This is a genomic window from Solwaraspora sp. WMMB762 (assembly GCF_049179115.1).
Classification (GTDB): domain Bacteria; phylum Actinomycetota; class Actinomycetes; order Mycobacteriales; family Micromonosporaceae; genus Micromonospora_E.
Map to the genome: position 1 here is coordinate 3263013 of NZ_JBMHMD010000001.1, position 25790 is coordinate 3288802.

A 25790-nucleotide genomic window follows, 5' to 3' on the forward strand; every position below is an offset into this window, starting at 1 on the left:
GACAGGTGAGCATCCGCGCTGGCCGCGCGACCCCCGGGCCAGGGGGTCGCGTGGCCGGTGAGGATAAGGTCTGGCCGTGCGGACCAAGCAGGAGTTGAGCGACGCCATCCGGCAGCGACGGCGGGCGGTGCTGATCGTCAACGCCAAGTCCCGCCGGGGCCGCCAGTTCTACACCGACGCCGTCCGACGGCTGACCGACGCCGGTTTCGAGCTGATCGCCAGCTACCCGGTGGACGAGCCGGGTGAGCTGGAACGCAGCCTGGACGAGGCGGTCCGGATGGCCCCGGACCTGCTGATCGCCGGCGGTGGGGACGGCACCATCGGGGCCGCCGCCCGGCTGCTCGCCCACCGCGACATCGCGCTCGGGCTGCTGCCGCTGGGCACCACCAACAACTTCGCCCGTACCCTCGGGATCCCGATCGACCTGGACGCGGCGGTCCGCGTGATCAGTTCCGGCAAGGTGATCGACGTCGATCTCGGCCTCGCCGGTGACCTGCCGTTCGCCAACCACGTCGGCATCGGGTTGTCCGCCGAGGTGATGCTGCGCACCCCGCCCCGGCTGAAACGGGTGGTCGGCAAGTTCGCCTATCCGGCGACGGCGGCAGCGTTGATGGCCCGGCACCGTCCGCTACGGGTCAGCGTCCGGACCGCCAGCAGCAACCGGGACTTCCAGACCCACCAGCTGTACGTCGCCAACGGCGGTCACCAGGCCGGTCGGCCGATCACCGCGGACGCCAACGCCGACGACCGGCTGCTGGTGGCGTACCCGGTGGGTGGTGCGGCCCGGCACAGCCTGCTGGGCGCGACGGTACGCAACGCGGCGACCGGTCACCGGCGTACCCTGCGGCACGACCCGTTCCTCGCGGTCGGCGAACTGCTGGTCGAGACGGACCGGCCGGCGCCGGTGGAGATCGACGGTGAGGTGTGCGGCGAGACCCCGATCAGGCTACGGGTCGACGCCAACGCGCTGCGGGTGATGGCCGCCGCCGGGACCGTCGACCACTGACCCGACCGCGCGGCCGGGCAGCGCGAGTCCGGCCGGCAGCGCGAGTCCGGCCGGCAGCGCGAGTCCGGCCGGCAGCGCGAGTCCGGCCGGCCGCCGGGTGGGCCGGCCGCCGGGTGAGGGCGGCCGACCCGAGCCGGTACGGGTCAGACGAACCGCCAGAGCGTGTCGTTCTGGCCGTAGTCGTCCGAGGTCACGATCTGTGCCCCCTGCGCGGTTGACCCGCCGCTGACCCCGAGCACCTTGCCGCCGTTGGCGCACTGCAGTCGGAAGTAGCCGTCACTACGGTACCGCAGCCGCCACCGGTGGTCGGCGGTGCCGTTGTCGTCCCACTGCAGCACCCGGGCCCCGGTCGCCGTCGACATGTTCTCCACGCCGAGCACCTTGCCGCTGTGCGAGTTGCGCAGCCGCAGGTAGCCGCCGGTGTCGGTGACCGCCGTCCAGAGATGGTCGGCGGTGCCGGTGTCGCCCCACTGGATGGCCAGGCCGCCGTTGGCGGTGGACATGTTCTGCACGCCGAGCACCAGTCCGCTGGCCCGGTTCTGGATCCGCCGGGTGCCGTTCGGCAGGAACCGCCACTGGTTGTCCAGGCTGCCGTTGTCCGGGTCCTGCACCGCCTGGGCGCCGAGGGCGGTCGATCCGCCGGCGATGGCCAGCAGCTTGCCGGTGTGCACGTTGCGCAGCTTGTGGGTGCCGTCGCCGACATCGACCACCGTCCAGCGGTGGTCGGCGGTGCCGGTGTCGGACCACTGCAGGACGCGGGCACCGTCTGCGGTGGACATGTTTTCCACGCCGAGCACCTTGCCGCTGTGCACGTTGCGCAACCGGATCGCGCCGCCGTCGACGATGATCTCCCAGTCGTGGTCGGCGGTGCCGTTGTCGTCCCACTGCAGGGCCAGGCCGCCGTCGGCGGTCGACATGTTCTGCACCCCGAGCACCAGGTTGCTGCTGGCGTTGACCAGCCGGAAGCTGGCCGTACCGGGGTTGCCGCCGCCGGAGCCGACGCTCCAGTAGACGGTGTAGTTGTGCCCGTGCGCGTCGTGGAACGGGCCGAGGCCCACCGACGAGCCGTTCGCGGTGGCGGTGAAGGCGAGTGAGCTGGCGCTGGTCCGGGTGATCGACGCGGTGTCGAGCGACGGAAGCCCGCTCAGGGTGCTGTTGCCGTAGTTGCCGGAGAGCACCACCGGACCGTAGGTGATCGCGGCGACGTCGGGGTTGTCGTTGGCCGGCACCATGATCACCCGCATCGGCAGCTGTACGGTGACCGTGTCGCCGGCGGACCAGGACCGGGTGAGGCTGGCGTAGCTGCCCGGTGTGGTGGCGATGCCCTGCTGGACGCCGTTGACGCTGACCGTCGCCCCGCTGGTCCAGGCCGGGATCCGGATCCGCATCGTCCACGACCCGGCGACGTTGCCGGTGACCGTGAGGGTGGTCGTGTCGCTGGCCGGGTAGCTGGTGGTCTGGGTGACGGTGATGCCCCGCTGCGACCAGTTCAGCACCGACGGCATGAACAGGTTGACGGTCAGCGTGCTGCCGTCGTGGAAGTAGATGGAGTCGGTCAGCGCGGTGTTGACCTCCAGGCCGGTGCCCTGGCAGCACCAGAAGGAGTTGTAGTCGGTGCTGTAGGTCCCGCCGCCCCAGGCCGGGCCGACGCCGCGCCGCCCGCCCGGGTTCAACGGGGTGAAGTAGGTGATGTGTCCGTGGTCGCTGGCCGGGTTCTGGATGCCCATCACGTGGTTGAGCAGCGCCCGTTCGTAGAAGTCGAAGTACGCCGCCCGGCCCGGGTCGAGCAGCCACAGCTCCCGGGTGAGTTTCAGCATGTTGTACGTGTTGCACGCCTCGCAGGTGTCGTTGCGCAGGTAGCCGGCGATGGCGTCGGGTGCCCGGAAATGCTCGGCCTGGCTGTTGCCGCCGATCACGTAGGTGTGCGCGTCAACGGTGATGTTCCAGGCGTTGCTGGCGATGTCCCGGTAGCGGGTGGTACCGGTGGCCTTGTACTCGCGGGCGGCACCTATCCACTTCGGCACCTGGGTGTTGGCGTGCAGCCCGTTGAGCTGGTCGGAGTTGGCGGCGAGCGGGTTGAACACGGCGGCGTGGTCGAACCGCTGCGCGGTGGTGAGCCAGCGGCTGTCACCGGTCTGTTGGTAGATGTCGGTCAGGACGGCGTTCATCCCGCCGAACTCGGTACCGAGCATGTTCTGCATCTGGCTCGTGGAGAGCCGGCCGGTGCGCCAGTCGACCCAGCCGGCGAGCGAGAGCAGGACGTCGCGGGCCTGGTTGTTGCCGAGGTAGCGCCACACGTCGAGCAGGCCGGCGAGGGTCTTGTGGATGCAGTAGTACGGCACGTTGCCGTTGTTCAGCGTCCGGGCCTCGAGGCTGGTGAAGTCGGACTCGGGGAACCCGGACAGGTAGCCGGCGGCGAAGCCGGCCGCCCCGTTGTTGGCCTGGCACTTGGCGAGTTCGGCCACCATGTAGTTGGCCTTGTCCCGGAAGACGCTGTCACCGGTCACCGCCCACGCGAATGCCCAGGCGCTCAGGAAGTGGCCCTGCATGTGGGTACGGAACGGAAACGTCGGGCTGTCCCAGCCGCCGTTGGACGCGGCGCCGTTGGTGGACAGCCGGTGATTGGCCCGAAAGTTGCGCAGCATCCGGTCGACGTCGACGAAGCGCAGGTAGTTGATGGTGCGGTTCTGGTTGTCCAGCCACCGGCTGGTGGTCAGCCTGGCCTGGCCGACGTCGAATCCGTAGGCCCCCACGCCGATGTCCGGGCGTGCCGGTGGCAGGGCCGCGGCGGCCGGAGCGGCACCGACGACCGCGCCGGTGGTGACGCCGGTGGCGGAGACCACCGCGGTCGCGCCGGCGGCCTGCAGCAGCCGACGACGGCTGAGAAAGGACGAGCTCATGATCGTCTACTCCAAAAATCAGGGGGTCGAGAGTTCGAACCGTCGGACGGTGACGGCGCCGCCGAGCGCCTGCGTCGCATAATTGAAGATCCCGAACCGGTAACCCATGAAGAACTGCCACTCATTGTTCAACGTGAACGCCGGCCCGAACGACGTGAAATTCACCCCGTCCGTGCTGTACGAGAACCGCGCCTGCCGCCCCGCACCCGGCCGGATATCAGCATTCGCCCGCAACCAGACCCGACCACCCGACACCGGCGCACTCGCCACCTCAGTCCCGGTCCCGATGGTGTTCCAGTTACTGTCCATCGTCAACCCGTTCGTCATCACCACCCGGGTCGACCCATTGTCCCGACGCACCCCGACCCACGCCGACGACTGCCGCAACATCACCAACCCCGACCGGTCACCATCCCGCATCGACGAATAATCCAACTCGACCGTCGCCGTCGACGTCGGCCCCTGAATCCGATGCGTCAACGTGTTCCGCGCACTGTAGAGATCATTCGTCACGGTCGCGGTGGACAACCGCAGCCCGTCGTTCACCGACCACCGCGAGTTGTCCGGATTGTGGTTCCACTCCCACTGCGGCCCCAACGTCGTCCCCGCGAACGTGTCCACCCCGGTCAACGGCTTCACCACCCGCGGCGGCGCCGGCAGATTCGGCCGCGGGTAGTTCACCCCCCACCGACCGTTCACCGTCCGCAACTGCGGCCACCCGTCACCCGTCCAGGTGATCGGCGCCAACGCCGGCATCCGCCCACCCGGATACGCGTCCACGAACGCCATGTAGTACCAGTCACCGTTCTGCGTCTGCACCACACCACCCTGATGCGGCACCCCACCACCCGAGATCGGCCCCGGCAGATCCAACAACACCTGCCGCATCTCGTACGGCCCGAACGGCCCGTTCGTCGACCGCAACACATACTGACCGTTCGCCGGCCGCGTCAGCCAGATGTAATAGTTGCCGTTCCGCTTGTAGAACCGGGCACCCTCCAGCGTCCCCACACTCGACGGCGTCTGGAACACCTGCTGCGCCCGCACCTGCGACCGACCATCCGCCGACAACTGCGCCACACTGATCGTCCCGTTACCGTACGCCACATACGGCGTGTCATCATCGTCGAACAACAACCCCGCGTCGTAATAACACGGCAACGTCGCATGCTTCGTCCACGGCCCCTCCACCGACCGCGACGTGTACATGTGCGTCTGACTGAAATCGATACAACCCGCCCAGTAGTACGTCCCGTTGCTCCGCCGGTAGTTCAACGTCGACGCCCAGATCCCCCGCACATACCCCCGCTGCGCCCCCGACAGGTCGTACTTCGACCCGAACTCCAACCTCGGCACCGCATGCCCCGCGAACTCCCAGTTCACCAGATCGTACGACCGCAGAATCGGCGCACCCGGCGAATAATGCATCGTCGACGCCGTCATGTAGTACGTGTCGTCGACCCGGATCACCTCCACATCCGCGAAGTCCTGCCACACCACCGGATTCGTGTACTCCCCCGACGGCGGCGGTGTCGTGGGGTTGGGGTCGGGGTTGCCGCCGCCGTCGACGCGGACGAGTTGCCACTGCTGGTTGGCGCCGCCCCAGTCGTCGTACTGGACGATGTTGCCGCCGTCGGCGGTCGACGCGTTCTGGACCTCGAGGGCCTTGTTGCTGTGTCGGCTGATCAGCCGGACGTGACCGCCGTCGGAGTCGGCGAGGCGCCACTGCTGGTTGGTGCCGTTGTGGTCGCTCCACTGGACGATGGCAGCGCCGTTGGCGGTGGACCACTCGTAGACGTCGAGGACCTTGCCGGACAGGCGGGACTTCAGCCGGTAGTAGCCGCCGCCGGAGTCGACGAACTGCCACTGCTGCTGGTTGCCGTTGTTGCGGGACCACTGGGTGATCCGGGCGCCGTCGTTGGTGGCGAGGTTGTACACGTCGAGGGCTTTGCCGCTGTTGCGGTTGAGCAGCACGTACCACGCGCTGGTGTCGACCGTCGCCGCCGATGCCGCAGTCGTCGTCAGCGCGACGAGGCCGCCGCCGACCAGGACCGCTGCGGTCGCCGCCGCGATACGGCGGATCCATTTCCGGTCGGTGGCCCGACCGGCCTGGGCTGTTTCTGCCATGTCTTCCTCCGTCACCGCAGGCCCAGGCGGTCGGCCGCACGCCTGGCGGCACCACCCGGCCCGCTGGCCGCTGTAGGCCTAGCCAGTGAGCGTTAACATGCGGCCCCACCAGCCCGGTTGGCGGAGCTGGCACCCGGTCGGGGCAGCGACAGCCGGCTCACTCCCGATCGCGCCCCAACGGGTGTCCATCGACTGTGAACGATAACACCACGGTCGTCAAGAGGTAACAGGCGTGTTTCGTGACGCCGAGGCAGTGGCCGTCACCCGGCTGGCGTTTCGCACGGAGGGCAGCAACGTTTCACCGGACCGGTACCGGACGGCAGGCGCCCAACCGGGCACCACTGTTATCGATAACATCGTCCATCGACGATGCAAGGCAAAAGCCTGGCGGCGGACCCAGCCAGCTACCAACGCCACCGCCAGAACCGGTACTCGTACCGCACCGACAAGGTGCCAGCCGCGATACTGCCTCGGCCTGCGCAAACAACTCGATCTCCACCACCCGGTGGCCGAAGACGGCGTGCCGCATGTCCAGCAGCACCGAACCCGCCTTCGCGAGCACCACGAGCCGCCGCGGCACACTCCACCGACCGGTACGCCGCAACTGGCCTGCCTGGCTGCGCAACTCGACCACATCGGCGGCGACGATCGGGACGACCGCAGGCAGATCGGCGATGAAGGGTTCCACGTCGCCGAAGGTCCGCGCCCGCAACACCACCCCCGGCCGCTCGCGGCGCGGTCCGGCCCGCAGCCTCGGGCCGGACCACGCCGACGTCAGTGCCGGATCGGCATCAGCAGCGAACAGCTCCGGTCGTCGTCGGGCAGTCGCACGGCCAACGGCCGGATCGGCCCGTCCAGGTCCAGCACCAACTGACCGCCGCCGGCGGCCGCCACCGCCTGCAGCAGAAACTCCCGGTTCACCGCGACGCACCGATCCGGTGCGGCGTGCCAGGCCGCCTCGTCGACGCATTCGACGGTGCCGTCGTCGGTCGCCGCCAGCACCGCGACCGGGTGGGTGACGCCGAGGTGTTCGCGTACCACCGCCGGGGCCCGGCCCGGCTCCAGCGCCCGTCGCAACTCGGTGGCGTCCACAGTGACCTGCCGTCGGCCCTCGGCGCCCCGGACCGGCAGCAACGGCCGGTAGTCGGGAAAGTCGTGGTCCAGCGGATCGGTGGTGATCCGCCAGCCCGGGGCGGAGGCGTCGACGCCGTCCGGACCGAAGGCCAGTTCCGCTGTTGGGTTACGGTCGACCTGGCTGCGTACGCCGGTCACGAAGCCGCCGGGCACCAGGACCGTCACCGCCGGGCCGTCGACCGCCGTCGGGACGAGTTCGGCGACCGCCATGCGGTAACGGTCGGTCGCGGCGAACCGTACGGTGTCGGCGGAGACCTCGACGTGCACTCCGGCCAGGGCGGGAATCTCGGGGTCGGTGCCGACGGCGAACCGTACGGCGTCCAGCGCGTCGGCCAGGGCGGCGGCGTCGACGGTGACGTGAGTGGTGGTGGTGGTCATGATCGTCCGGTTCTCCTCGGCATCGAGCAGGGCATGGATGCGGGAGAGCTCCCGACGGGCATCGGCCAGCCCGTCCTGCAGCCGGCGCAGGTGCACGTCGAGCAGCCGTCGGGCCACCGTGACGTCGGGCAACGCCCGGACCGTCTCGGTGATCTCGGCCAGCGGCAGGCCGACCCGGCGCAGCCCGGCCAGCAGCCGGGCGGCGCGCAGCTGACTCGCGGCGTACCACCGATAGCCGGTGTGCGGATCCACCGCAGCCGGCACCAGCACGCCAGCGGAGTCGTAGAACCGCAGCGCGCTGGTGGTGAGCCCGCTGGCGCGGGCCGTCTCGCCGATGCTGTGCATGTCGCTCTCCACGTCCATGGACTCTGCGGCCTCGACCAGGTCGAGGGTCAAGACCCAGCCGGGGGTCAAGACCGGCCGGGGTCAAGACCGGCCGCGTACCGGAGCCGACGGGCCGGACCAGCGGCGGGATGCCGGCCCGTGGCAGCATTGCAGTTCCGACCAGATCGATGTGCGCGTCCAACGAGACCGACGTGCCCCGCCGGAGGCAGGATGACACCGCAGGCACCTGCACCGCCCGCGATCGCCGGGCTGCCGCCGCTCGCCTGGCAGAACACACCGGTGGCGGCGGAGCATCCCGCCGGTCGGCAGGCCCTGGCGCTCACCGCCGGCGCCGGCACCGACTGGTTCGTCGACCCGGTCGGCGAGTACCGCACCCACAACGCACCGGCGCTGCTGTTCGACTGCCCGGACGGCGAGTTCGCACTCTCCGCCCGGGTCACGGTCGACTTCGCAGCCGCGTTCGACGCCGGGGTGCTGTGTCTGCGTATCGACGAGGAAAACTGGGCAAAGCTGTGCTTCGAGTACTCGCCGCAGGGCCGGCCGATGGTGGTGACCGTGGTGACCAACGGCATCTCCGACGACGCCAACGCGGTCACCGTCGATGCGTCCAGCGTCCATCTCCGGGTGCTGCGCAAAGGGTCGGCGTACGCGTTCCACTACTCCCTCGACGGCATGTCGTGGCAGTTCGCCCGACTGTTCCGGCTGACCGATGCCGCCGACGCGCCGACCCGGGTCGGCTTCCTAGCCCAGTCGCCCACCGGTGACCGCTGCACCGCCACGTTCGAGCAGATCAGCCTGGTCGACGTGGTCCCCGACGACCTACGCGGTGGCCAGTGACCCGGACGGTGGTCCCGGACCGGCCGGCCGAGTCACGCATCGACGAGCTGGTCGGCGAGTCGGTTGACCACAGCCGACGGGGCGACTGGTCGACGGCGGTCCGCTGCCAGCGGCAGGCCGTCGAGCTGGCCGGTGAGCTGCTCGACGACGCGCCGGACGACGTGTCCCGGCGGAGCGGGCTGGGCGGGCTGTGCTACCGGCTCGGCGCGCTGCATCTCGCTGACCGGGACCCGGCGGCGGCGGTAGCGGCGCTGGACGACGCGGTACGCGCGTACGCCGGACTGGTCGGCACCGTGCCCGACGCGGAGCTGTCGTTGGCCGACGTGCTGGCCCGCCGTGGTCTCGCCCAGTCGGTACGGGGGTGGGCTGCCTCGGCGGAGGTCGACGCCGACGCGGCGGTCCTGGCCTATCTGTCGGTGACCGGCGGCGATCCGGCCCATCCGCGACGCCGGGACCTGGCCCGGGTGCTGGCATCGAACGCCGCAACGCTGGCACCGGCCGGTGACCCGCAGCTCGCGATCGCCTCGGCCAACGCGGCACTGGGCTACTACGGCCACGGCGACTCGGCCGACGAGGCCGACGAGGCCGACGAGGCCGACGAGGCCGACGAGGCCGACGAGGGCGGGGACGGATCGGACGGCACCGTCGACAGTGGGTACGTACACAGCGCAGCGGTGGTGTCGGCGCTGCTGAACTTCGTCGACGGCCGGGTCGTCGAGGGCTTCGTTCCGGCGGCGGTGATCGCCGCCGGCCTGCCACCGGGCCAGGCGCGGCAGGCGCTGGAGGCCGAGTTGCGGGTGGTCGACGGGCTGCTCTCGATGGCCGGCGGACCGGTGCCGTTCCCACCGGAGATGGGTCGCAGCCTGGCGCGGCTGGTGCTGCCGACCGTGCGGGGCCGGGGCCTGCTGTGGGTGCCGGCGGACGACTGGTTGGACCGGGCGGCCCAGCCGACGCTGACAGCGGTGATGCAGCGGCACACCGCCGGAGCCGGGCCGGCGACGCCGCTGGCGACGGCGACGCCGGGCAGCGATCCGGCGTTGCTCTGGACCACTTCGATGCGCTGGCTGTCCGGGCTGCCGTTGCCGGCGGCAGTGCAGCTCGTGACGGTCGCCGTCGACGTGCTGCTCACCGGGTCGGCGTACGCCGACGGACGGCGGCTGGCGCTGGCCGCGCACGCGTTGCTCGCCAGCGCGTACCGGGCTGCCCCTGACCGGCCACCGCAGGATCCGGCGGCGTACCTGCCGTGCTGGCAGCGGCTGCTGGAGGTGGCCACCGACAGCTGCCGGGCGGCCGGTGACCACGCGCTCGCCGACGACTTCGACGCATGGCGCGCCCGGTTGCGGTGACCGGGCGCGCACCTGCGCGGCGGTTACCCTGCAGGACTCGCACCTGCACAGCGGCTACGGTGCAGGACTCGCACCTGCGCGGCGGTTGCGGTACAGGACATGTCCGCAGGCCGCGCCGAGGACCAGCTCGGCGACGGCAGCGGCGATCAGACCGGTGGCCGGCATCCCGTCCAGTGCGATGCTGAGCAGCCGGGACAGTCCGTACGCCAGATAGACGGTCGCGCCGATCAGTGCCGCGGCGAAGGTCAACCGGCGGACGAACGCCCCGAGGGTGACCAGGATCCCGGTGGCCAGCAGTGCCCCGCCGGCCGCCCGGATCTCGCTGAGCAGACTGCTGTTGCCGGCGAAGTCGATGCCGTTGCCGGCGTGGAAGGTGTCCGGTGTGGTCAGGACCGCGCCCCCGATACCGACCACGACCAGGCCGGCGACGACGAGAATCACCTTCTGACTGCGGCTGCCGGTGCGGGTGTTGATGTGGGGCGCCTCCGGCACCCGGCCGGCGACGGTGGTCACTGCTGCCACGCCCCGCCGGCGGCCGCTTGCCGGCAGAAGGCGGCGAAGTCCCGCGGCGCGCGACCCAGCGCCCGCTCGACGCCGTCACCGAGCGAGGCGTTACGCCCGTCGAACACCTCGACGCACAGGTCGGTGAGCAGCCGCGCGTAGTCCGGACCGACCTGCGACACCAGGGCGAGATGGAACTGCTCGGCGGTGACCGGCAGGTAGCCGACGGCCCGGCCACTGGCCGCGGCGATCTCCGCCGCCGCCTGCGCGAAGGTGAGCAGGCGTGGCCCGGTGACGTCGTACGTCCGGCCGTCGTGCCGGCGGTCGGTGAGCACCGCCACTGCGACGTCGGCGACGTCGTCGACGTCCACGAACGGCTCGGCCACCTCGCCAGCGGGCAGGGCCACCGTCCCGGCCAGGACCGAGCCGAGCAGGTGTCCTTCGGTGAAGTTCTGGTTGAACCAGCTGGCCCGCACGATGCCGTAGGTCAGCCCGGAATCGGCGACGATCGCCTCACAGCGGCCGGCGTTGGTCTCGCCCCGGCCGGAGAGCAGGACCAGTTTGCGGACACCGGCGTCGCGGGCGGCGGCGGTGAACTTTTCGACCACAGTGGGCGCTTCAGGTGCGGCGAGGTCCGGGTAGTACGACAGGTACACGGCGTCCACCCCGCGCAGCGCGGCGGGCCAGCTGGCCGGCTCCGCCCAGTGAAACGGCTGCTCGCCCTGGCGGCTGGCCCGGACCACGGGGTGGCCGAGTGTGGTGAGCTGGTCGGCGATGCGCCGGCCGGTCTTGCCGGTCGCCCCGGTGACGAGCACTGACGGTCGTGACATGGCGTGGGAACTCCCGTTCGGTCTGGGTGTCGTGGACGGCCTTCTACCGCCCGCTGCTGGCCACCGCCCGGATCGGCGAATCGTCCGACTCGGGCAGGTGATGTCTTGTCGACCAGCCTGCCGGGGTGGTGTCGGCGGAACAATGATCCTGATTCCTGATTTCTTTGCTCATCGTCCAGGGCTGTGGACGTTCGGCATCCTCTCCGGGAAGCTGGGCAGGGTGTGGACGACACCGAACTGCGCGATCCCGGCGATGAGCGACCCGCTCGGCGAGACCCTGCACATGTTCCGGCTGACCGGCACCCTCTACTGCCGGGCCGAACTGACCGCCCCGTGGGGCATCGACGTACCGGCCCTGCCGGGCTGCATGACGTTGCAGGTGGTCACCGCCGGCCGGTGTTGGCTGGAGGTGGGCGATGCCGAGCCGTACCTGATCGGGCCGGGCAGTCTGACGCTGATTCCGGACGGTGTCCCGCACCGGTTCCGCAGCGCCCCGGACGCAGCGACGCGGCCGTTGTTCGACATCCCGGTGCAGCAGCTCAGCGAGCGCTACGAGATCATGCGACACGGTGGCGGCGGCGAGCTCACCCAGGTGACGTACGCAGTGCTGCGCCCGGACCACGTCGCCGCCCGGCGGTTGATCGCCCAGCTACCGCCGGTGCTGCATCTCGACCGGTTCGACGACGACGAGTCGGGGTGGCTGCACAGCACGTTGCGGCTGGTCGCCCGGGAGGCACAGGCGCTGCAGCCGGGCGGTGAGACGATGCTGACCCGGCTGGCCGACGTACTGGTGATCCAGGCCATCCGGTCCTGGTTGGACGCCGCTCCGGAGGCGCGCCAGGGTTGGCTGGCCGCGCTCCGCGACGACCAGATCGGCCGGGCGCTGACCGCGCTGCACCGCGAGCCGGGGCAGGACTGGACGGTCGGCACCCTGGCCCAGCAGGCCGGCATGTCCCGGTCGGCGTTCGCCGCCCGGTTCACCGAGCTGGTCGGCGAACCGGTGATCCGCTACCTGGCGACCTGGCGGCTGCAGCTGGCCCACGACCACCTGCAACGGTCCGCCGACCCGCTGCCGGTGGTCGCCCGCCGGTTCGGCTACCACTCGGAGGCGGCGTTCTGCCGGGCCTTCAAACGGGCGTACGGGGTTGCGCCGGGCCAGGTCCGTCGGGAACGACTGAGCGCCGGGAACGACTGACCCGACGCGAGGCCGCAGTCCGGTGAACCGGCACACTAGGTGGATGGCACACCTGCGGGTCGACTTCTACTCCGATGTGCTGGAGCAGGCCACCTCGATGACCGTCCTGCTACCCCAGCACACCAGGACCCGGATCGGCGCCCCGGCGCGGGCCGGCGACACCGATTCCCCGGTGCTCTATCTGCTGCACGGGCTTACCGACGACGACACCGCGTGGACCCGGTACAGCTCCATCGAGCGGTACGCCGAGGAGCGCGGCCTGGCCGTGGTGATGCCCCAGGTGCACCGCAGCATGTACGCCGACGAGGTGCACGGAGCACCGTTCTGGACCTTCCTGTCCACCGAACTGCCGGCCGTGGTCGACTCGTTCTTCCGGGTCTCCCGACGGCGGGAGGACACCTTCGTCGCGGGCCTGTCGATGGGCGGGTACGGGGCGTTGCGCTGGGCGCTGCGCCAGCCGCACCGGTTCGCGGCGGCGGCCAGCCTGTCCGGCGTACTCGACGTGGCCGCCCGCCAGCACGGGCCGTCGGTGTCCGCCACCGACCCGCTGATGCGGCGGGTGTTCGGCGAACAGGACATCGCCGGCAGCGACGACGACCTGCTCGCGGTGCTCGACCGGGCCGACCCGGCGGCGTTGCCGCAGCTCTGGCTGTGCTGCGGCACCGAGGACGTGCTGTACCCGGACAACGTCCGGTTCCGCGACGCCTGCCTGGCCCGGGGTGTTCCGCTCACCGTCGACTTCGAAGCCGGTGACCACGTGTGGAGCTACTGGGACGCCAAGATCCGGGACGTACTCGCCTGGCTGCCGCTGTGACCGATGGCACCGACGCGGCGCGAGTGGCCGCCGGGCTGGGCGATCAGTTGGCCACGCTGACCTTCACCGATCTCGGCACCGAACAGGTCACCAGAACGATCATCGACGCCGTGGTGCGGTGGGGTATCGAGCAGGGCTGGCGGGTGTACCGGCGGGCAGCCAGCGTACTGCCGCTACCACCGCCGATGCACGGCCGGCACTCGGTCGTCGACGTGGCCTGCGCCCGGACCGGCGCGCCGCCGCTGGTGGTCGAGGTGGACCACACCGACCGGCACCGTACGGTGGAGAAACTGCTCGCCGAAGCTGCCGCTGGCCGAGTGGCGATCTGGGTCCGATGGGGCAGCCGTGGCTTCACCGCCCCGCCCGAGCCGGTGCGGATGGTGACCCTGCCGGTCACCGTCCGGACGACCGCGGCACGATCGGGCGTACGGTTGTTCAGCCGGCGACCGGAGCGGCCGTTGGCACCGCCCAGTCACCGGCCCGGCCCAGTGGCTGCGGCCGGGCCTCCGTCGTCCCTGTTCGACCCGGCCGACGGGGAGCCGCCCGTCGGCGGATGACCGCCTGGCCGGGCGGGTCGGGCACCGAACCATCCCGCTGCGGGTACCGGAGCCATCCCCGTTGTCCACGCGCTGACCACGTGAACCGGTCCCGGCACCCACAGATCGGGACACGGAGGCACGGTGGCTCACGCCCTTCCGCGCAGGAGCGGACCACGTCGGATCTCGCTCTGACCAGTCTCGGCCACCGTGAACGTCCGCAAAAGTCGCATCGCGTGACAGAATCTGGTGCTGATGTCACGGCGAGGACAAGGTGACTCGCCCAGGAAGGACGGTGACATCCGTGTCCGCTGTGGAGGTCAAGTCGGAGCTCCGCACCCTGCGGGCCGGTCGCGGCGTGTCGGCACCCGATCTGTCCGGTCGGCTCGGCGACCACCTGCGTACGCTCTGCGGCAACAGTGCGGTGAACCGCGACGACGAGCCCGCTGAGTTGCGCGAGCGGGTGATAGCCGAGCTGAACAGCCAGGTCCGACGCCTACCGGACGACATGGCGCTGGCGGCGCGGGTCGCGCTGGGGCTGCACCCACAGGCGCAGGACGCGCACTTCCGTGGCCGGGTCGCCTGGCTGGCCCGACGGCTGGGTCGCGAGGACCGGACCGCGCTGCGCCGGATCAACGAAGCGGAAGTGCTGCTGGCCGAGGCGATCGGCCAGGAGCTGGGCCGACGCAGCTCCAGCCCGGTCGGAGCCGGCTGGCACGTCGCCGGGCTTCGGGTACTGGTCCGGCTGGACACCCCGACGATGGAGGCGTACGAGGAACGGCGGATCGTCGCCGACCGGGACGGCGTCGACGAGATCATGCTCGGCATGTCGCTGCCCTGCCCGCCGGGCAGCGACGGGCTCGACATCCGGGCAGATGTGCACTGGGGCGGGCGGCTGATCAGACACGAACGACCGCTGCCGCAGCGGTCACAGTTGGTCATCGGCCTGCCCCGGCCACTCGCCGCCGGTGAGTCGTGCGACTTCAGTGTGGTCACTCGACTGGGTCCGAGCCAGATCGCCTCACCGCACTACGTGCTGACGGCCACCCGACGGTGCCGACGGTTCGAGCTGCGAGTGAGATTCGACCCGGAACGGTTGCCCAAGTGGGTGCGGCGGGTGACCGGGGAGCCCGTTCGGTTACTGGACACACCGCAGCCCGGCAGCGAACTGCTGCAGCCGGACGCGGTCGGCGAGGTCTACACGGATTTCGACGATCCGGAACTGTATCTCGCGTACGGCATCCAGTGGTTTCCGGCACTTCAGCCGTGACGCAGGATCGGAACGGTCGAAACGGGTCAGTCGGTCTCCATCACGCATCACCTCCGCTGACGTCGACAGGCAGAGTCCGACGGAACTGCCATTGGCAGACAGCGATCGACTGCGACTCTCCGGACGGTGCCGGGAATCGCGCCGATCAGACGGGACAGGTAGTGGTTGGTCGACAACGGTTGCCCGGCATCGGCCCGGCAGGGGCCGATAGCCGACGCCAGGCGGTCGGGTCCCGACCAGGGTGTGACGCTGGCCGGGGTCTGCACACAGATGGACTGCACCGCGGACCGGCTGGGCCGGGCGGCGGGCATGGACACCAGGAACGTCGCGCAACGCGACGAACCGCTGATTCCTCGTGGCCGGCTTTCCGGCCACCGATAGGTCAGTTACCGCTGACCGAGGCTACGACAGCGCGATCTGGCCGGCACTGCCGTCGACCGCCAGGCGAAACAGCGTCGAATCGCTGGGCCGGGTCGTCGGGCAATGAATGCATCGGGCAATGAATGCATCGGGCAATGAATGCACGTGGCTCAAGGTCAATCATGATCTGTCTCCCCGTGAGTCGCCGTACAGTAACCTTATCACCGCCCGCCAAGTTTGCCATCGTAAATACGGCGACAACCTGGTCACAGTCCTCTGTCCACAAGGCTGGCCGGTCCGGACAGGTCGGTCGGTCCGGGCGACATCTGATAACCTCGCCGCAGCGTCGCGTGCCGGTGGCAGTCCGTGTCAGGCATGGAGGCGCCGGACCGAAGGGAGCACGACGATGACAAGCGTCGTCCCTTCGCCCTCCACAAGTGAGTGAGGGCGACGAAGCCAGGCTGGTGGCCTGGAGCCGCGAACTGCGCGGTGTGCACAACCGGCTCCGCGAGGCGCTGACCGTCACCCGGGAGGCGTTGGCCGCCGGCCGGCCGGCGGAGCCGGCGACCAGGGACCTGCTGCTGTTCTGTCACGGATTCTGCGCCGCCCTGACCGCCCACCACGAGGGCGAGGACGGTCAACTGTTCCCGGCCATCGCCGCACAGCATCCCGAGCTGCACGACACGCTACGCAACCTGCGGCAGGACCATTCGATGATCGCGTACCTGCTGACCGGGCTGCAGGCCGCCGTGGCGCGAGCCGCGCCGCCCGCCGAGCTGGACCGGCACCTGGATGGCCTGGCCGCGATCATGGAGTCCCACTTCAGGTACGAGGAACGCCAACTGCTCACGGTGCTGGAAACGCTGGCGCTGGACGCGGATCCGGGCAGCGTGCTGGGGCCGCTGTAACCCGGCCGGTTGGACGCCGGCCGGTTGGACGCCGGCCTGCTGTCGGCCGGCTGCCGGCCCGGCCGGCTGGACGCCGCCGCCCGTCAGCTCCGGCCGCCCGGCGGGACCCGACCCCGGCTACGGCGAGCGAGCCGGCCCTGCAACGCCCGACGGGCGACCGGCCCCAGGTCGTCGACGACGTCAACCAACACCGCCAACTGTTCCAACGCGGCCAACGCGTCGTCGGCACCGGCCCGGTCGACCCCTTCGTACAGCTCCAAGCCGACGAACCCGGCGGCGACGGCGCGGGCCAGGCCAGGCGGGTCCGCCAACGCGGCCAACGGCGATCCGGCCAGCACCCGGCGGAGCACCAGCTCGATCTCGTCGGTCCACAGCCGCAGCGCGGCCGCCACAGCCGGAGCGAGCCGCCCGTCGGTCTGCGCACCCGCCAACATCTGGGCCAGCACCGCGAGATTGCCGGCCTGACGTTCCTGCTCGTGCAGTTCACGGCCCAGGTCGAGCAGTTCGCTGAGGGACCGTACGGCGGCAAACCGGTCCCGGTAGTCGGCCACCCGCTCGGCGGTGGCCGCCTGGCAGGCCGCGACGAGCAGTTCGTCGAGGGTCCCGAAGTGGTAGAAGACCAGCGCCTGGTTGACCCCGGCGCAGCCGGCGACGGCACGGGCGGACACTCCGGCGATGCCGTACCGGCGGATCGCCTCCACCGCCCCGTCCATCAACCGTTGCCGGGTGGAGATGGAGGCACTGTTCATACCCGGGCATTCTCCCGCAGGGGGCGTACCGCAGCGGGTACCGGGGCCGTCCCCGTGTCCACGTACTGTGCCGTGAACCGGCCCCGGTACCCGAAGACCGGGCCGAGGAAGCGGTTGGTCACCCGTACCTCGATCCGGAAACACCCGTCGGAGCCGTCCCACCACTCGTGCACCTCGGCGCAGCCGGACAGAGCGCGGGGAAAACGCCGGCCGGCGTAGCGCTGCTCGCCGGTGCGGATCACCAGCCCGCCGCGCCGGTCGACGGCGAGACTCAGCAGCACCGCGTAGTGCTGATGGGTGCCGAGATAGTCCACGATGGCCGACCGGGCCGGGCTGTAGACCATCGTCGCGTCGAACCGACGGCGGCGGTGCGCCGCGACGTCGAAGGTGCGGACGAAGCTGACCGTCTCCCGGCCGAAGCTGTCCCGGTACGCGTAGTTGCCGATGCTGAACGGAACGTCGGTGCCCTGCTCGGGAAAGAGGATGTGGCGGGTCGCGCCGAGGTGCAGCAACGGCACGGTGACCGCCCGGCCGTGCCAGATCCGGTCCATCACCCCGGTGCCGACGCAGCCGGTGGACTGCTCGCTGCTGATCCCGAAGCGTTCCCGCAGACGCGGGTGCAGCCGGTGGAAGTCGTCGCCGAGCGCCTGCTGGAAGATCGAGGTCACCGGGGCACCGCCCGGGTCGCGTGGACGGTGGTGGTCCGCCGGTAGCGGCGCGGCCGGCACCGTCGGGCCGCCGGTGTGCCGGGCAGTGGCGGCACGAGCGCGACCAGCGGTACGGCCAGCAGCGCCAGCCGGTGATCGAGTGCGGCGGCGGCGACCACCAGGGTGAGCCGGACGGCGACCTCGGCAAGTGCCCGATCGCGGCCGCGCTCCGGCGGTACGCCGTGCTCCAGCCACAGGCGCAGCCGGTCGAACGACCAGGCGGTGGCCCAGCCGAAGGCGGGGCGGAAGATCCGGTCGGCGAGCGGGCCGAGGCGACCCCACCCGGGCGTGTAGTCGTAGCCGGTCCAGAACCGCACGCCGTCAGGGGTCGGCCGGTAGCGCCAGAAGCCGTGGCCGGCACGGATCAGCGACAGCCGGTGGTCGCAGGTGAACCGCAACGCGGAGGCAGCGGAGCCGTCCGGCCGGCGGCGCTCGCCGGTGGACTGTCCGGTGCCGGCGACGGTCAGGCCGGGTAGCAGCCGGGTGGCGTACCGGAACCGCCCCTGCGACCCGTACGGCTCGATCCGGGTGAAGCGCAGGTCCCACCGGGCGTGCCGGGCCGGGTCCTGGGTGTACCGCCACACCTGGTCGATCGGGGCCTGGATCAGCGTCTCGATGTACAGCACACCAAACCTCCCGGATTTGAGCGAATGCTCAACTGAGAGGTTAGCACGAGTTTTGAGCAGTCGCTCAAATGGTCGGTGGCCGCGCTGACCTGTGGGCGCCGATCAGCCGGCCGGGGCCCACGGACTGACCGCGACCCGGCCGGTGGTGCCGATGTCGAGGCCGCCGTCGGGCTCCAGCACCTGCGCGGGTACGCCCGCAGCCAGCGCCACGGACAGGAAGGTGCCGTGCGTCGGCGGCACCCGTACGTCATCCACTGTGTTGCGCCAGACCAGGACCGCGCCGGCCCGCTCGCCGGGCTGCAACGTGATCGGTACCGGGCTGCCGGCCGCGGTGTCCAGCCGGGCGATCACCTCGGCGCCCTCGATCACCTCGACCGCCAGCGGCTGCAGTTGCTCGTCGAGGACCGTGAGCTCCGGGAAGCCGTTGACGTACACCGGTTCCTCGGCACAGTTGGCCAGCCGAATCGGCATCGCCCGCAGACCCATCGCGGCGTCCACCGCACCCAGGCTGAGCAGTGCCCCGGAGTCCGGGCAGTCAGGTGACGGGTCCGCCGACGGCACCGGCGTCGGCGTGCGGACGGGTACCGGATCGTTGTCCGGTGGCTGCGGCCCCGGTTGCGGCACCTGACCGGCACAGCCGGCGAGCAGCACCGCCGCCAGCAGCAGCGCACCGGCCCGTCGGCGGATCACCGGACGCCCGTCTGGTTCCCGGAGACAGGCTCGCCGTCGCTGCCGCTGTCATCGTCGTCATCGTCGAACGGTTCGTCGCTCCACCGCCACCAGGCCTCGTCGCCCTCGACGTGCAGCAGGAACTCCGGCACCGCCGCCCCGTCCGGGTCGATCAGCACGACCGCCGCCCGCACTTGCTGGTACGCCCGTTCCCAGGCTCCGTCGTCCGGGCCGTCCTCGGTCACCCGCATCGCCCGCAGTTCCGCGTCGAAGATCGGCCGCAGCGGCGCGAACGCCTCGGTCGGCCGGAGGGTGGCGTACAGCCAGGGGAAGTCGCCGTCGGTCACGGCCAGTTCAGCCAGCAGCACGCCGTCGTGGTCGCGCAGCGACCAGCTCGCCCCGTATCCCACGCCACACCTCTTCCGCCGAGCGTCGCCGTCGGCACAGTAGTACGGCCGGGCACCTACCGTGGACGTCCGGTCCCGGGCCTGAGGTCCGGCCTACCGGGTGCCGTCCGGCCCTGCCGCCGGCCCGGGTCGGCGCGGGACAGTGCAGGTATGACAGCGCGAGTGCACCACCGACGCCCCGAGGCGAAATGCCCGATCCGGCCGGGCGAGCCCTGCACGCTGTGCCTGCCCGGTGCCACCGGTCCGGCCGACTGCGGCCTCGTCTACCTGGTGATGAGCGACGACGAACTCCGCGCCGGGCTGCACGAGAACCGCCGGGTCGCGGCATAGCGGATCACCTCCGCTGGCCGGCGCCGATCGGGCGGGTCGGGATCGACCGCTCCACCACTGTCCCGTGCCGTTCGCCCGGCTCGACCCGGTACGCCCCGGCACCAGGCAGGCTGCTGACCGCCTCGACCAGTTCGGTGCCGACGTAGTGCAGGCCGACGCCGTCGTCGGTGGCGTACCCGGCCGGCAGGTCGCCAGACGCGACGCACTCCAGGTACCGCCTCCGGCGCGGCTGTTCCGCCAGGTCATGGTGTACGCCGTTGCTGTACGGCAACAACCCCAACGTGTCGGTGACCGGGTCGAGCCGCTCGGAGAACGAGTCGGTCACCCCGCCGGTGTGCCAGCAGATGCTGCCAGCACTCCCCCCGCCCAGCACCACACCGGCCGCCCAGCACTCGCGAAGGATGGCGTCGACCCGGTGCGCCCGCCACACGGCGAGCAGATTCACCACGCTGCCGCCCGTCACCCAGATCAGCTGCTGCTCGCGCAGGAACGCCCCGACGTCGTCGACGTTCGGCCGAGGAAACAGCTGCAGGTGGGACGGGATCACCTGCTTGGCGTCGCTGACGGCCGCGTAGAAGGACTCGATCACCTCAGACTGGTCACCGGTAGCGGTCGGCACCAGGCAGACCTTCGCCACCGGCACACCGGTCAACGAGATCGCGTGGTCGAGCAGTGCGCTGCGGCGCGGAGCCGGTTCACCCGGCGGCGGATGCAGGATGCCGGAGACGGCGAAGATCTGACGCAGGGGTGCCATCGGCCAATGATGCGCCGTCGATCCGCTCCGCTGACCGGCGAATCTACTACCGGCGGTAGGCTTGACCGGTGACGCGACTGGGTGACCTCGAACGCGCGGTGATGGACGTGCTGTGGGACCGCGACCCGGCGGCCGATCCGGTCACCGTCCGCGACGTCGCCGAAGCTCTGCAGAACCGCGACCTGGCGTACACGACGGTGATGACGGTGCTGGACCGGCTGGCCGGCAAGGGCATGGTCAGCCGGGAGCGGGCCGGCCGGGCCTGGCGCTACCAGCCGGCGGCCAGCCGCGAGGCGTACATCGCCCAGTTGATGCTCGACGCGTTGGACCTGGCCGGCAGCCGGGACGCGGCCCTGGTCCGGTTCGCCAGGTCGGTCACCGGCACCGAGGCCGAAGTGCTCCGGGCCGCGCTCACCGACCAGGCGCAGGTGGCGGAACGGCGGGGTTGACGCTGCCATGGCCTACGGCGCGCACTTCGCCGCGGTGATCCTCGCCTGTTACCTCACCGCCCAGGCGCTGACCCGCTCGGTCTGGTTCGGCCCCGGCTGGACCTGGCGCAGCCCTCGGGTGGCGATCCTCTGCTGGCAGGCGCTCGGCTTGGCGGTCGGACTGGCCGCGATCGGCGTTCCGCTGGCGGTCGGGCTCGCCCCGTACGGCACCGGGCCGGGCCGCGCCACCGGCTTGTTCGTCGGCGACCTGGCCGCCGGAGTGACCAGCCTGGCCGCCGGACACGGCTGGCCGACGGGTGTCCTCCCAGCCGGGCTGGGGCCGGTCCGGCTGACGCTGGTCGGCCTCGCCGCCGCGATCGCCGCCGTCCTGCTCGGATCCACCGTACGCAGCCTGCTCGCCGCCGTACGGGCCCAGCGCCGCCACCGCGACCTGCTCGCTCTGGTCGGCCGCGCCGATCCGGCCGCACCGGGCGCGCTGGTGCTCGACCACCCCGGCGCGGCCGCCTACTGCCTGCCCGGGGTCCGGCCGACGGTGGTGGTCAGTGCCGGCACGCTCGACCTGCTGAACCCCGGCGAACTGGCCGCCGTGCTCAGCCACGAGCGGGCGCACGCCGACGAACGGCACGATTTGGTGCTGCTGCCGTTCACCGCGCTGTGCCGGGCCCTACCCCGGGTGCGTTGGCTGCGGGCGGCGCACGACGCGGTCGCCCTGCTGGTCGAGATGCGCGCCGACGACAAGGCCCGGCGTCAGCACGCCGACGAACCGCTCGCCGCCGCGCTGCGCCGGTTCGCCAGCGCTGGCCGGATCACCCCGGCCGGTGCCCTCGGCGCCGCCGACCTGGAGCTCGACGCCCGGGTGCAGCGGCTGCTGCTCGACCGTCCGGCACCCCGGCTGCGGCCGGCGGCCGCGAGTGTGGTCGCCGCCGCGCTGCTCCTGCTGCCCGCGTCGCTGTACCTCAGCTGGTGAGCACCACCGGCACCGCCACCGCACCGGCCGAACGGGCCGGTCGCCGCCGGCCGTTCGATCCCCGGCTGGTGCGCCAGGTGCCGGCGGTGCGGGTACGGCTCGCTCTGCTCGGCGTACTCGGCGTGATCGCCGCCGGTCTGATCATCGCCCAGGCCACCACGCTGGCCCTGGTGCTGGCCGCGGCCGCCGGTGGCGAGCTGGACCGGGCCGCGCTCGGCGGTTTCGTCCTGGCGGTCACCGGCCGCGCCGCGCTGCTCTGGGCGCAGGGCTACCTCGCCGCCGACGCCGCGGCCACGGTCAAGGCGCAGTTGCGGGCAGACCTGCTGGCCGCGATCCACCGACGTGGCCCCGCCTGGTTGTCCGGTCAGCGCGCCGGCCAGCTCGCCACCCTGACCGGCCGGGGCGTCGACGCGCTCGACGGCTACTTCACCGGCTACCTGCCGCAGTTGGTGCTGAGCGTGACCGTACCGGTGGCGGTGCTCGTCCGGCTGGCGTTCGCCGACTGGAGTTCCGCGCTGATCGTCGCGGTCACCCTGCCGCTGATCCCGGTCTTCGGCGCGCTGCTCGGCTGGCACGCGCAGGCGGCGACCGAACGGCAGTGGCGGCGGTTGGCCCAGCTCGGTGGCCACTTCCTGGACATGGTGGCGGGACTGGCGACGCTGCGGGCCTTCGGGCGGCAGCGGGCGCAGGCCGAGGTGGTACGCCGGATGGCCGACCGGCACCGGGTCGCCACCATGGGTACGCTGCGCATCGCCTTCCTCTCCGGGCTGGTCCTCGAACTGGTCGCCACCCTGGCGGTGGCGCTGGTCGCGGTGCCGATCGGGCTGCGGCTGCTCACCGGTGGGATGGCGCTGTCCACCGCGTTGCTGGTGCTGCTGCTCACCCCGGAGGCGTACCTGCCGCTGCGCACGGCGGGCAGCCGGTTCCACGCCAGCATGGAGGGTCTGACCGTGCTGGACGAAGCGCTCACCCTGATCGGCGAGGACGATCCGGCGCGCGACGCCAGCGACGGAGAGCCGGTCCGCGACGCCAACAAGGACGTACCGGCCCGTCATGTCAGCGGCGGAGGGCCGGCGGGCCGAGCGACACCGGCGGTCGTCGGGTCACCGCCGGCGGAGATCAGGTTCGAGTCGGTCACCGTGGCCTACCCCCGGACCACGGCGCTGCGGGACGTCGACCTGACGATCCGGGCCGGGGAACGGATCGCCGTGATCGGTCCGAGCGGGGCCGGCAAGAGCACCCTGCTGTACCTGCTGCTCGGCTTTGTCGCGCCGACCGCCGGCCGGATCACCGTCGACGGGGTCGACCTCGCCGAACTCGACATCGAGCAGTGGCGGCGACGGCTCGCCTGGGTGCCGCAACACGCGCACCTGTTCGCCGCCTCACTCGCCGACAACATCGCGCTGGGCGCGCCCGCCGCCGACCCGGCCGAGCTGTCGGCCGCGGTACGCGCCGCCGCGCTCACCGATGTGGTGGCGGCGCTGCCCGACGGGCTGGACACCCGGCTCGGCGAACGCGGCCACGGCCTGTCCAGCGGGCAGCGCCAACGTGTCGCGCTGGCCCGTGCCTTCCTCCGGGACGCGCCGATGGTCCTGCTCGACGAGCCGACCGCCCGGCTGGACGGCGCCTCGGAGGCGGCGGTCCTGGCCGGGTCACGGCAACTGGTCACCGGCCGGACCGCGTTGATCGTGGCGCACCGGCCGGCGCTGCTCGACGGCGTCGACCGGGTCGTCCGGCTCGACGCCGGCCGAATCACCGGACGCGACCTCGCGGCGGCCACCCCGTGACCGGCGCCCCGCCGGAGCGGACCGTACTGTCGCTGGCCCGGCCGTACCTCGGCCGACTGGTCGGTGCCGGTCTGCTGGCCGCGGCGACCGAGGCGGCGGCGCTCGCGTTGATGGCCACCGCCGTGTGGTTGCTGATCACCGCCGCCGGTCGGCCGCCGCTGGACGCGGTCACCGTGGCGATCGTCGGCGTACGGGCGCTGGCGATCAGCCGGGGCGTGCTGCGCTACACGGAACGGTTGGCCGGCCACGACGCCACGTTGCGGGTGGTCACCGACGTACGGTTCCGGATCTTCACCGCGCTGGCCGCGCGACGGCCGACCGCCGAGGACCGGTCCGGTGACGCCCTCAGCCGGCTGGTCTCCGACGTCGAGGCCGTGCAGGACCTGCTGCTGCGGGTGCTGGTGCCCGGTGCCGCCGCGGCCACCGTCGCGGTGCTCGCGGTCGCCGGTGCCGCGACGGTCAGCCCGGCGGCGGCGCTCGCGCTGGCGGCCGGGCTGGCGGTCGCCGGTGCCGGTCTGCCGGCGGTCGCGGCGCTGCTCACCCGGCGTACGGCCGACCGGGTGGCGCCGTTGCGCGGCGAACTCGCGGCGGACGGCGCCGATCTGATCCACGGGGCGGCCGACCTGGCGGCGTTCGGCGGCACCGCCGCCGCCCTGCGCCGGAGCACCCGCCGGGCCCGGGAACTCGCCCGGCTGGAGCGGCGGCTGGCGGCGACCGGCTGGGCGGTCGACGGTGTCGGCGTGCTCGTCGCCGGGCTGACCGTGGCGGCGGTGACGGTGGCCGCGTTGCGCGCCGGCGTCGGCGGGGTACTGGTCGGCGTTCTCGCGGTCGGCGCCCTGGCCGCCGTCGAGATGAGTCTGGCGCTGGTCGCCGCCGCCCGGCAGTGGGCGCAGCTACGCGGCGGGCTGCGCCGGGTCGCCGACCTGCTGACCGAAGCGGCCCGGGCCGAGACGGGACAGGCCGAGACGGGACAGGCCGAGACGGGACGGGCCGCGGCCGACCCGGTCGGTGCCACGACGGCCGACGACCGACGGCGGCCGACGATGGTGCTCGACGGCGTCACGGTCCGGTACCGGGCCGGCACGTCACCGGCGTTGGACCGGGTCGATCTGTCGCTGCCGCCCGGACGGCGGATCGCCGTGGTCGGGCCGAGCGGTGCCGGCAAGAGCACCCTGCTCGGCGTACTCACCGGGGCGGTGCCGCCGGACGGCGGCCGGGTGACGGTCGACGAGGTGGACCTGACCGACGTGCCGGCCGGAGCGCGGCACCGGTTGGTCAGCGGGCTGCTCGCCGAGGCGTACGTGTTCAACGCCACAGTTCGCGACAACCTGCTGCTGGCCCGGCCTGCGGCGACGGACGACGACCTCGCCGCCGCCGCGGCCGCCGCCGGCCTGTTCGACTGGGTACGCGAGCAGCCGGACGGCTGGCAGACCCTGGTCGGGGCGGCCGGCAGCCGGATCTCCGGTGGGCAGCGGCAGCGACTCGCCCTCGCCCGGGCGCTGCTGGCCGGCCCATCGGTGCTGGTCCTCGACGAACCCACCGAAGGGCTAGACCCGGCGTCGGCGGACACAGTGCTGGCGTCGGCGCTGGCCGCCGCCGATGACCGCACCGTGGTGCTGGTGACCCACCGGCTGACCGGGCTCGAATCGATGGATGAGATCCTGGTGTTGGACGCTGGCCGGATCGTCCAACGGGGCGACCACGCCGAGCTGACCGGACGGCCCGGCTGGTACCAGGAACAGTGGATCATGCAGCGGGCCGCCGAACAGGGTTACCTGACGGCAGCCAACTGAGGCGGGACGGGGTGCGGGCATGCCACACGGCGGGCAGCCCACTAGGGTGTGCGCAGAGTCACCCA

Annotated in this window: 25 protein-coding genes; 13 read left to right on the forward strand and 12 right to left on the reverse strand. The window is 71.8% G+C overall.

What is annotated here, in order from left to right:
* Positions 1-76 precede the first annotated feature (76 nt).
* Positions 77-1006 carry a diacylglycerol/lipid kinase family protein gene (locus tag ACN27J_RS14375; protein WP_421366745.1) on the forward strand — a complete coding sequence of 310 codons (930 nt, stop codon included), beginning with the start codon at positions 77-79 and terminating at the stop codon, positions 1004-1006.
* A 143-nt stretch (positions 1007-1149) separates the two neighbouring features.
* Here ACN27J_RS14375 and ACN27J_RS14380 read toward each other — a convergent pair whose 3' ends face one another.
* The 4 genes from ACN27J_RS14380 to ACN27J_RS14395 all read right to left on the reverse strand — a co-directional run bounded on the left by ACN27J_RS14380 (position 1150) and on the right by ACN27J_RS14395 (position 7890).
* Positions 1150-3906 (reverse strand): beta-L-arabinofuranosidase domain-containing protein, encoded by a 2757-nt coding sequence (locus tag ACN27J_RS14380; RefSeq protein WP_421366747.1) that lies wholly within the window; start codon positions 3904-3906, stop codon positions 1150-1152.
* A gap of 18 nt (positions 3907-3924) precedes the next feature.
* Positions 3925-6033 carry a family 43 glycosylhydrolase gene (locus ACN27J_RS14385; RefSeq protein WP_421366748.1) on the reverse strand — a complete coding sequence of 703 codons (2109 nt, stop codon included), beginning with the start codon at positions 6031-6033 and terminating at the stop codon, positions 3925-3927.
* Between the two features lie 298 nt (positions 6034-6331).
* Positions 6332-6721, reverse strand: coding sequence for a hypothetical protein (locus ACN27J_RS14390; RefSeq protein ID WP_421366749.1), 390 nt, complete (start codon positions 6719-6721; stop codon positions 6332-6334).
* An 86-nt stretch (positions 6722-6807) separates the two neighbouring features.
* On the reverse strand, positions 6808-7890 hold the full coding sequence (locus ACN27J_RS14395) for a MerR family DNA-binding transcriptional regulator (RefSeq protein ID WP_421372229.1): 1083 nt from the start codon (positions 7888-7890) through the stop codon (positions 6808-6810).
* Positions 7891-8100: 210 nt separating this feature from the next.
* Between ACN27J_RS14395 and ACN27J_RS14400 the strand changes: the two genes are divergently transcribed.
* Entirely contained in the window at positions 8101-8727 is a 627-nt protein-coding gene (locus ACN27J_RS14400; RefSeq protein ID WP_421366750.1) for a DUF1349 domain-containing protein, read from the forward strand.
* Positions 8724-10073 carry a hypothetical protein gene (locus tag ACN27J_RS14405; RefSeq protein WP_421366751.1) on the forward strand — a complete coding sequence of 450 codons (1350 nt, stop codon included), beginning with the start codon at positions 8724-8726 and terminating at the stop codon, positions 10071-10073. The genes ACN27J_RS14400 and ACN27J_RS14405 overlap by 4 nt, the downstream gene beginning before the upstream one ends.
* Before the next feature lie 54 nt (positions 10074-10127).
* Here the strand turns inward: ACN27J_RS14405 and ACN27J_RS14410 are convergent, their stop codons facing one another.
* Complete coding sequence (locus tag ACN27J_RS14410) at positions 10128-10595, reverse strand: DUF4345 domain-containing protein (RefSeq protein ID WP_421366752.1); 468 nt, start codon at positions 10593-10595, stop codon at positions 10128-10130.
* On the reverse strand, positions 10583-11404 hold the full coding sequence (locus ACN27J_RS14415; protein ID WP_421366753.1) for an NAD(P)H-binding protein: 822 nt from the start codon (positions 11402-11404) through the stop codon (positions 10583-10585). The genes ACN27J_RS14410 and ACN27J_RS14415 overlap by 13 nt, the downstream gene beginning before the upstream one ends.
* 253 nt (positions 11405-11657) lie before the next feature.
* On the opposite strand from ACN27J_RS14415, the gene ACN27J_RS14420 reads away from it, so the two are divergent.
* The 5 genes from ACN27J_RS14420 to ACN27J_RS14440 all read left to right on the forward strand — a co-directional run bounded on the left by ACN27J_RS14420 (position 11658) and on the right by ACN27J_RS14440 (position 16487).
* Complete coding sequence (locus ACN27J_RS14420) at positions 11658-12599, forward strand: AraC family transcriptional regulator (RefSeq protein ID WP_421366754.1); 942 nt, start codon at positions 11658-11660, stop codon at positions 12597-12599.
* A gap of 43 nt (positions 12600-12642) precedes the next feature.
* Positions 12643-13413, forward strand: a complete 771-nt coding sequence (locus ACN27J_RS14425; RefSeq protein WP_421366755.1) for an alpha/beta hydrolase — start codon at positions 12643-12645, stop codon at positions 13411-13413.
* Complete coding sequence (locus tag ACN27J_RS14430; RefSeq protein WP_421366757.1) at positions 13410-13970, forward strand: hypothetical protein; 561 nt, start codon at positions 13410-13412, stop codon at positions 13968-13970. Before ACN27J_RS14425 ends, ACN27J_RS14430 begins: the two co-directional genes overlap by 4 nt.
* A gap of 283 nt (positions 13971-14253) precedes the next feature.
* Entirely contained in the window at positions 14254-15219 is a 966-nt protein-coding gene (locus ACN27J_RS14435) for a hypothetical protein (protein WP_421366758.1), read from the forward strand.
* A gap of 797 nt (positions 15220-16016) precedes the next feature.
* Complete coding sequence (locus tag ACN27J_RS14440; RefSeq protein ID WP_421366759.1) at positions 16017-16487, forward strand: hemerythrin domain-containing protein; 471 nt, start codon at positions 16017-16019, stop codon at positions 16485-16487.
* A gap of 83 nt (positions 16488-16570) precedes the next feature.
* On the opposite strand, the gene ACN27J_RS14445 is transcribed toward ACN27J_RS14440, so the two are convergent.
* The 5 genes from ACN27J_RS14445 to ACN27J_RS14465 all read right to left on the reverse strand — a co-directional run bounded on the left by ACN27J_RS14445 (position 16571) and on the right by ACN27J_RS14465 (position 19648).
* Positions 16571-17236: a TetR/AcrR family transcriptional regulator gene (locus ACN27J_RS14445; RefSeq protein ID WP_421366760.1), complete on the reverse strand. Its 666-nt coding sequence runs from the start codon at positions 17234-17236 to the stop codon at positions 16571-16573.
* Positions 17233-17904, reverse strand: coding sequence for a DUF4166 domain-containing protein (locus ACN27J_RS14450; protein WP_421366762.1), 672 nt, complete (start codon positions 17902-17904; stop codon positions 17233-17235). Before ACN27J_RS14450 ends, ACN27J_RS14445 begins: the two co-directional genes overlap by 4 nt.
* Positions 17901-18569 (reverse strand): SRPBCC family protein, encoded by a 669-nt coding sequence (locus ACN27J_RS14455; protein WP_421366763.1) that lies wholly within the window; start codon positions 18567-18569, stop codon positions 17901-17903. The genes ACN27J_RS14450 and ACN27J_RS14455 overlap by 4 nt, the downstream gene beginning before the upstream one ends.
* Before the next feature lie 102 nt (positions 18570-18671).
* On the reverse strand, positions 18672-19259 hold the full coding sequence (locus tag ACN27J_RS14460; RefSeq protein ID WP_421366764.1) for a DUF4232 domain-containing protein: 588 nt from the start codon (positions 19257-19259) through the stop codon (positions 18672-18674).
* Positions 19256-19648 (reverse strand): hypothetical protein, encoded by a 393-nt coding sequence (locus ACN27J_RS14465; RefSeq protein WP_421366765.1) that lies wholly within the window; start codon positions 19646-19648, stop codon positions 19256-19258. The genes ACN27J_RS14460 and ACN27J_RS14465 overlap by 4 nt, the downstream gene beginning before the upstream one ends.
* A 147-nt stretch (positions 19649-19795) precedes the next feature.
* Between ACN27J_RS14465 and ACN27J_RS14470 the strand changes: the two genes are divergently transcribed.
* Complete coding sequence (locus ACN27J_RS14470; RefSeq protein ID WP_278171340.1) at positions 19796-19975, forward strand: DUF6767 domain-containing protein; 180 nt, start codon at positions 19796-19798, stop codon at positions 19973-19975.
* A gap of 4 nt (positions 19976-19979) precedes the next feature.
* Here the strand turns inward: ACN27J_RS14470 and ACN27J_RS14475 are convergent, their stop codons facing one another.
* Positions 19980-20729 (reverse strand): peptidase E, encoded by a 750-nt coding sequence (locus ACN27J_RS14475; protein ID WP_278171342.1) that lies wholly within the window; start codon positions 20727-20729, stop codon positions 19980-19982.
* Between the two features lie 68 nt (positions 20730-20797).
* Between ACN27J_RS14475 and ACN27J_RS14480 the strand changes: the two genes are divergently transcribed.
* Genes ACN27J_RS14480 through cydC form a run of 4 tightly spaced genes read left to right on the forward strand, consistent with a single transcriptional unit; the run spans position 20798 to position 25725 of the window.
* Entirely contained in the window at positions 20798-21178 is a 381-nt protein-coding gene (locus tag ACN27J_RS14480; RefSeq protein ID WP_421366766.1) for a BlaI/MecI/CopY family transcriptional regulator, read from the forward strand.
* 7 nt (positions 21179-21185) lie between these two features.
* Positions 21186-22145, forward strand: coding sequence for a M56 family metallopeptidase (locus tag ACN27J_RS14485; RefSeq protein WP_421366767.1), 960 nt, complete (start codon positions 21186-21188; stop codon positions 22143-22145).
* The gene (gene cydD / locus ACN27J_RS14490; protein ID WP_421366769.1) at positions 22142-23932 is read left to right on the forward strand and encodes a thiol reductant ABC exporter subunit CydD; all 1791 of its coding nucleotides are present in this window, start codon (positions 22142-22144) and stop codon (positions 23930-23932) included. The genes ACN27J_RS14485 and cydD overlap by 4 nt, the downstream gene beginning before the upstream one ends.
* Complete coding sequence (cydC, locus tag ACN27J_RS14495) at positions 23929-25725, forward strand: thiol reductant ABC exporter subunit CydC (protein WP_421366770.1); 1797 nt, start codon at positions 23929-23931, stop codon at positions 25723-25725. The genes cydD and cydC overlap by 4 nt, the downstream gene beginning before the upstream one ends.
* Positions 25726-25790: the final 65 nt, after the last annotated feature.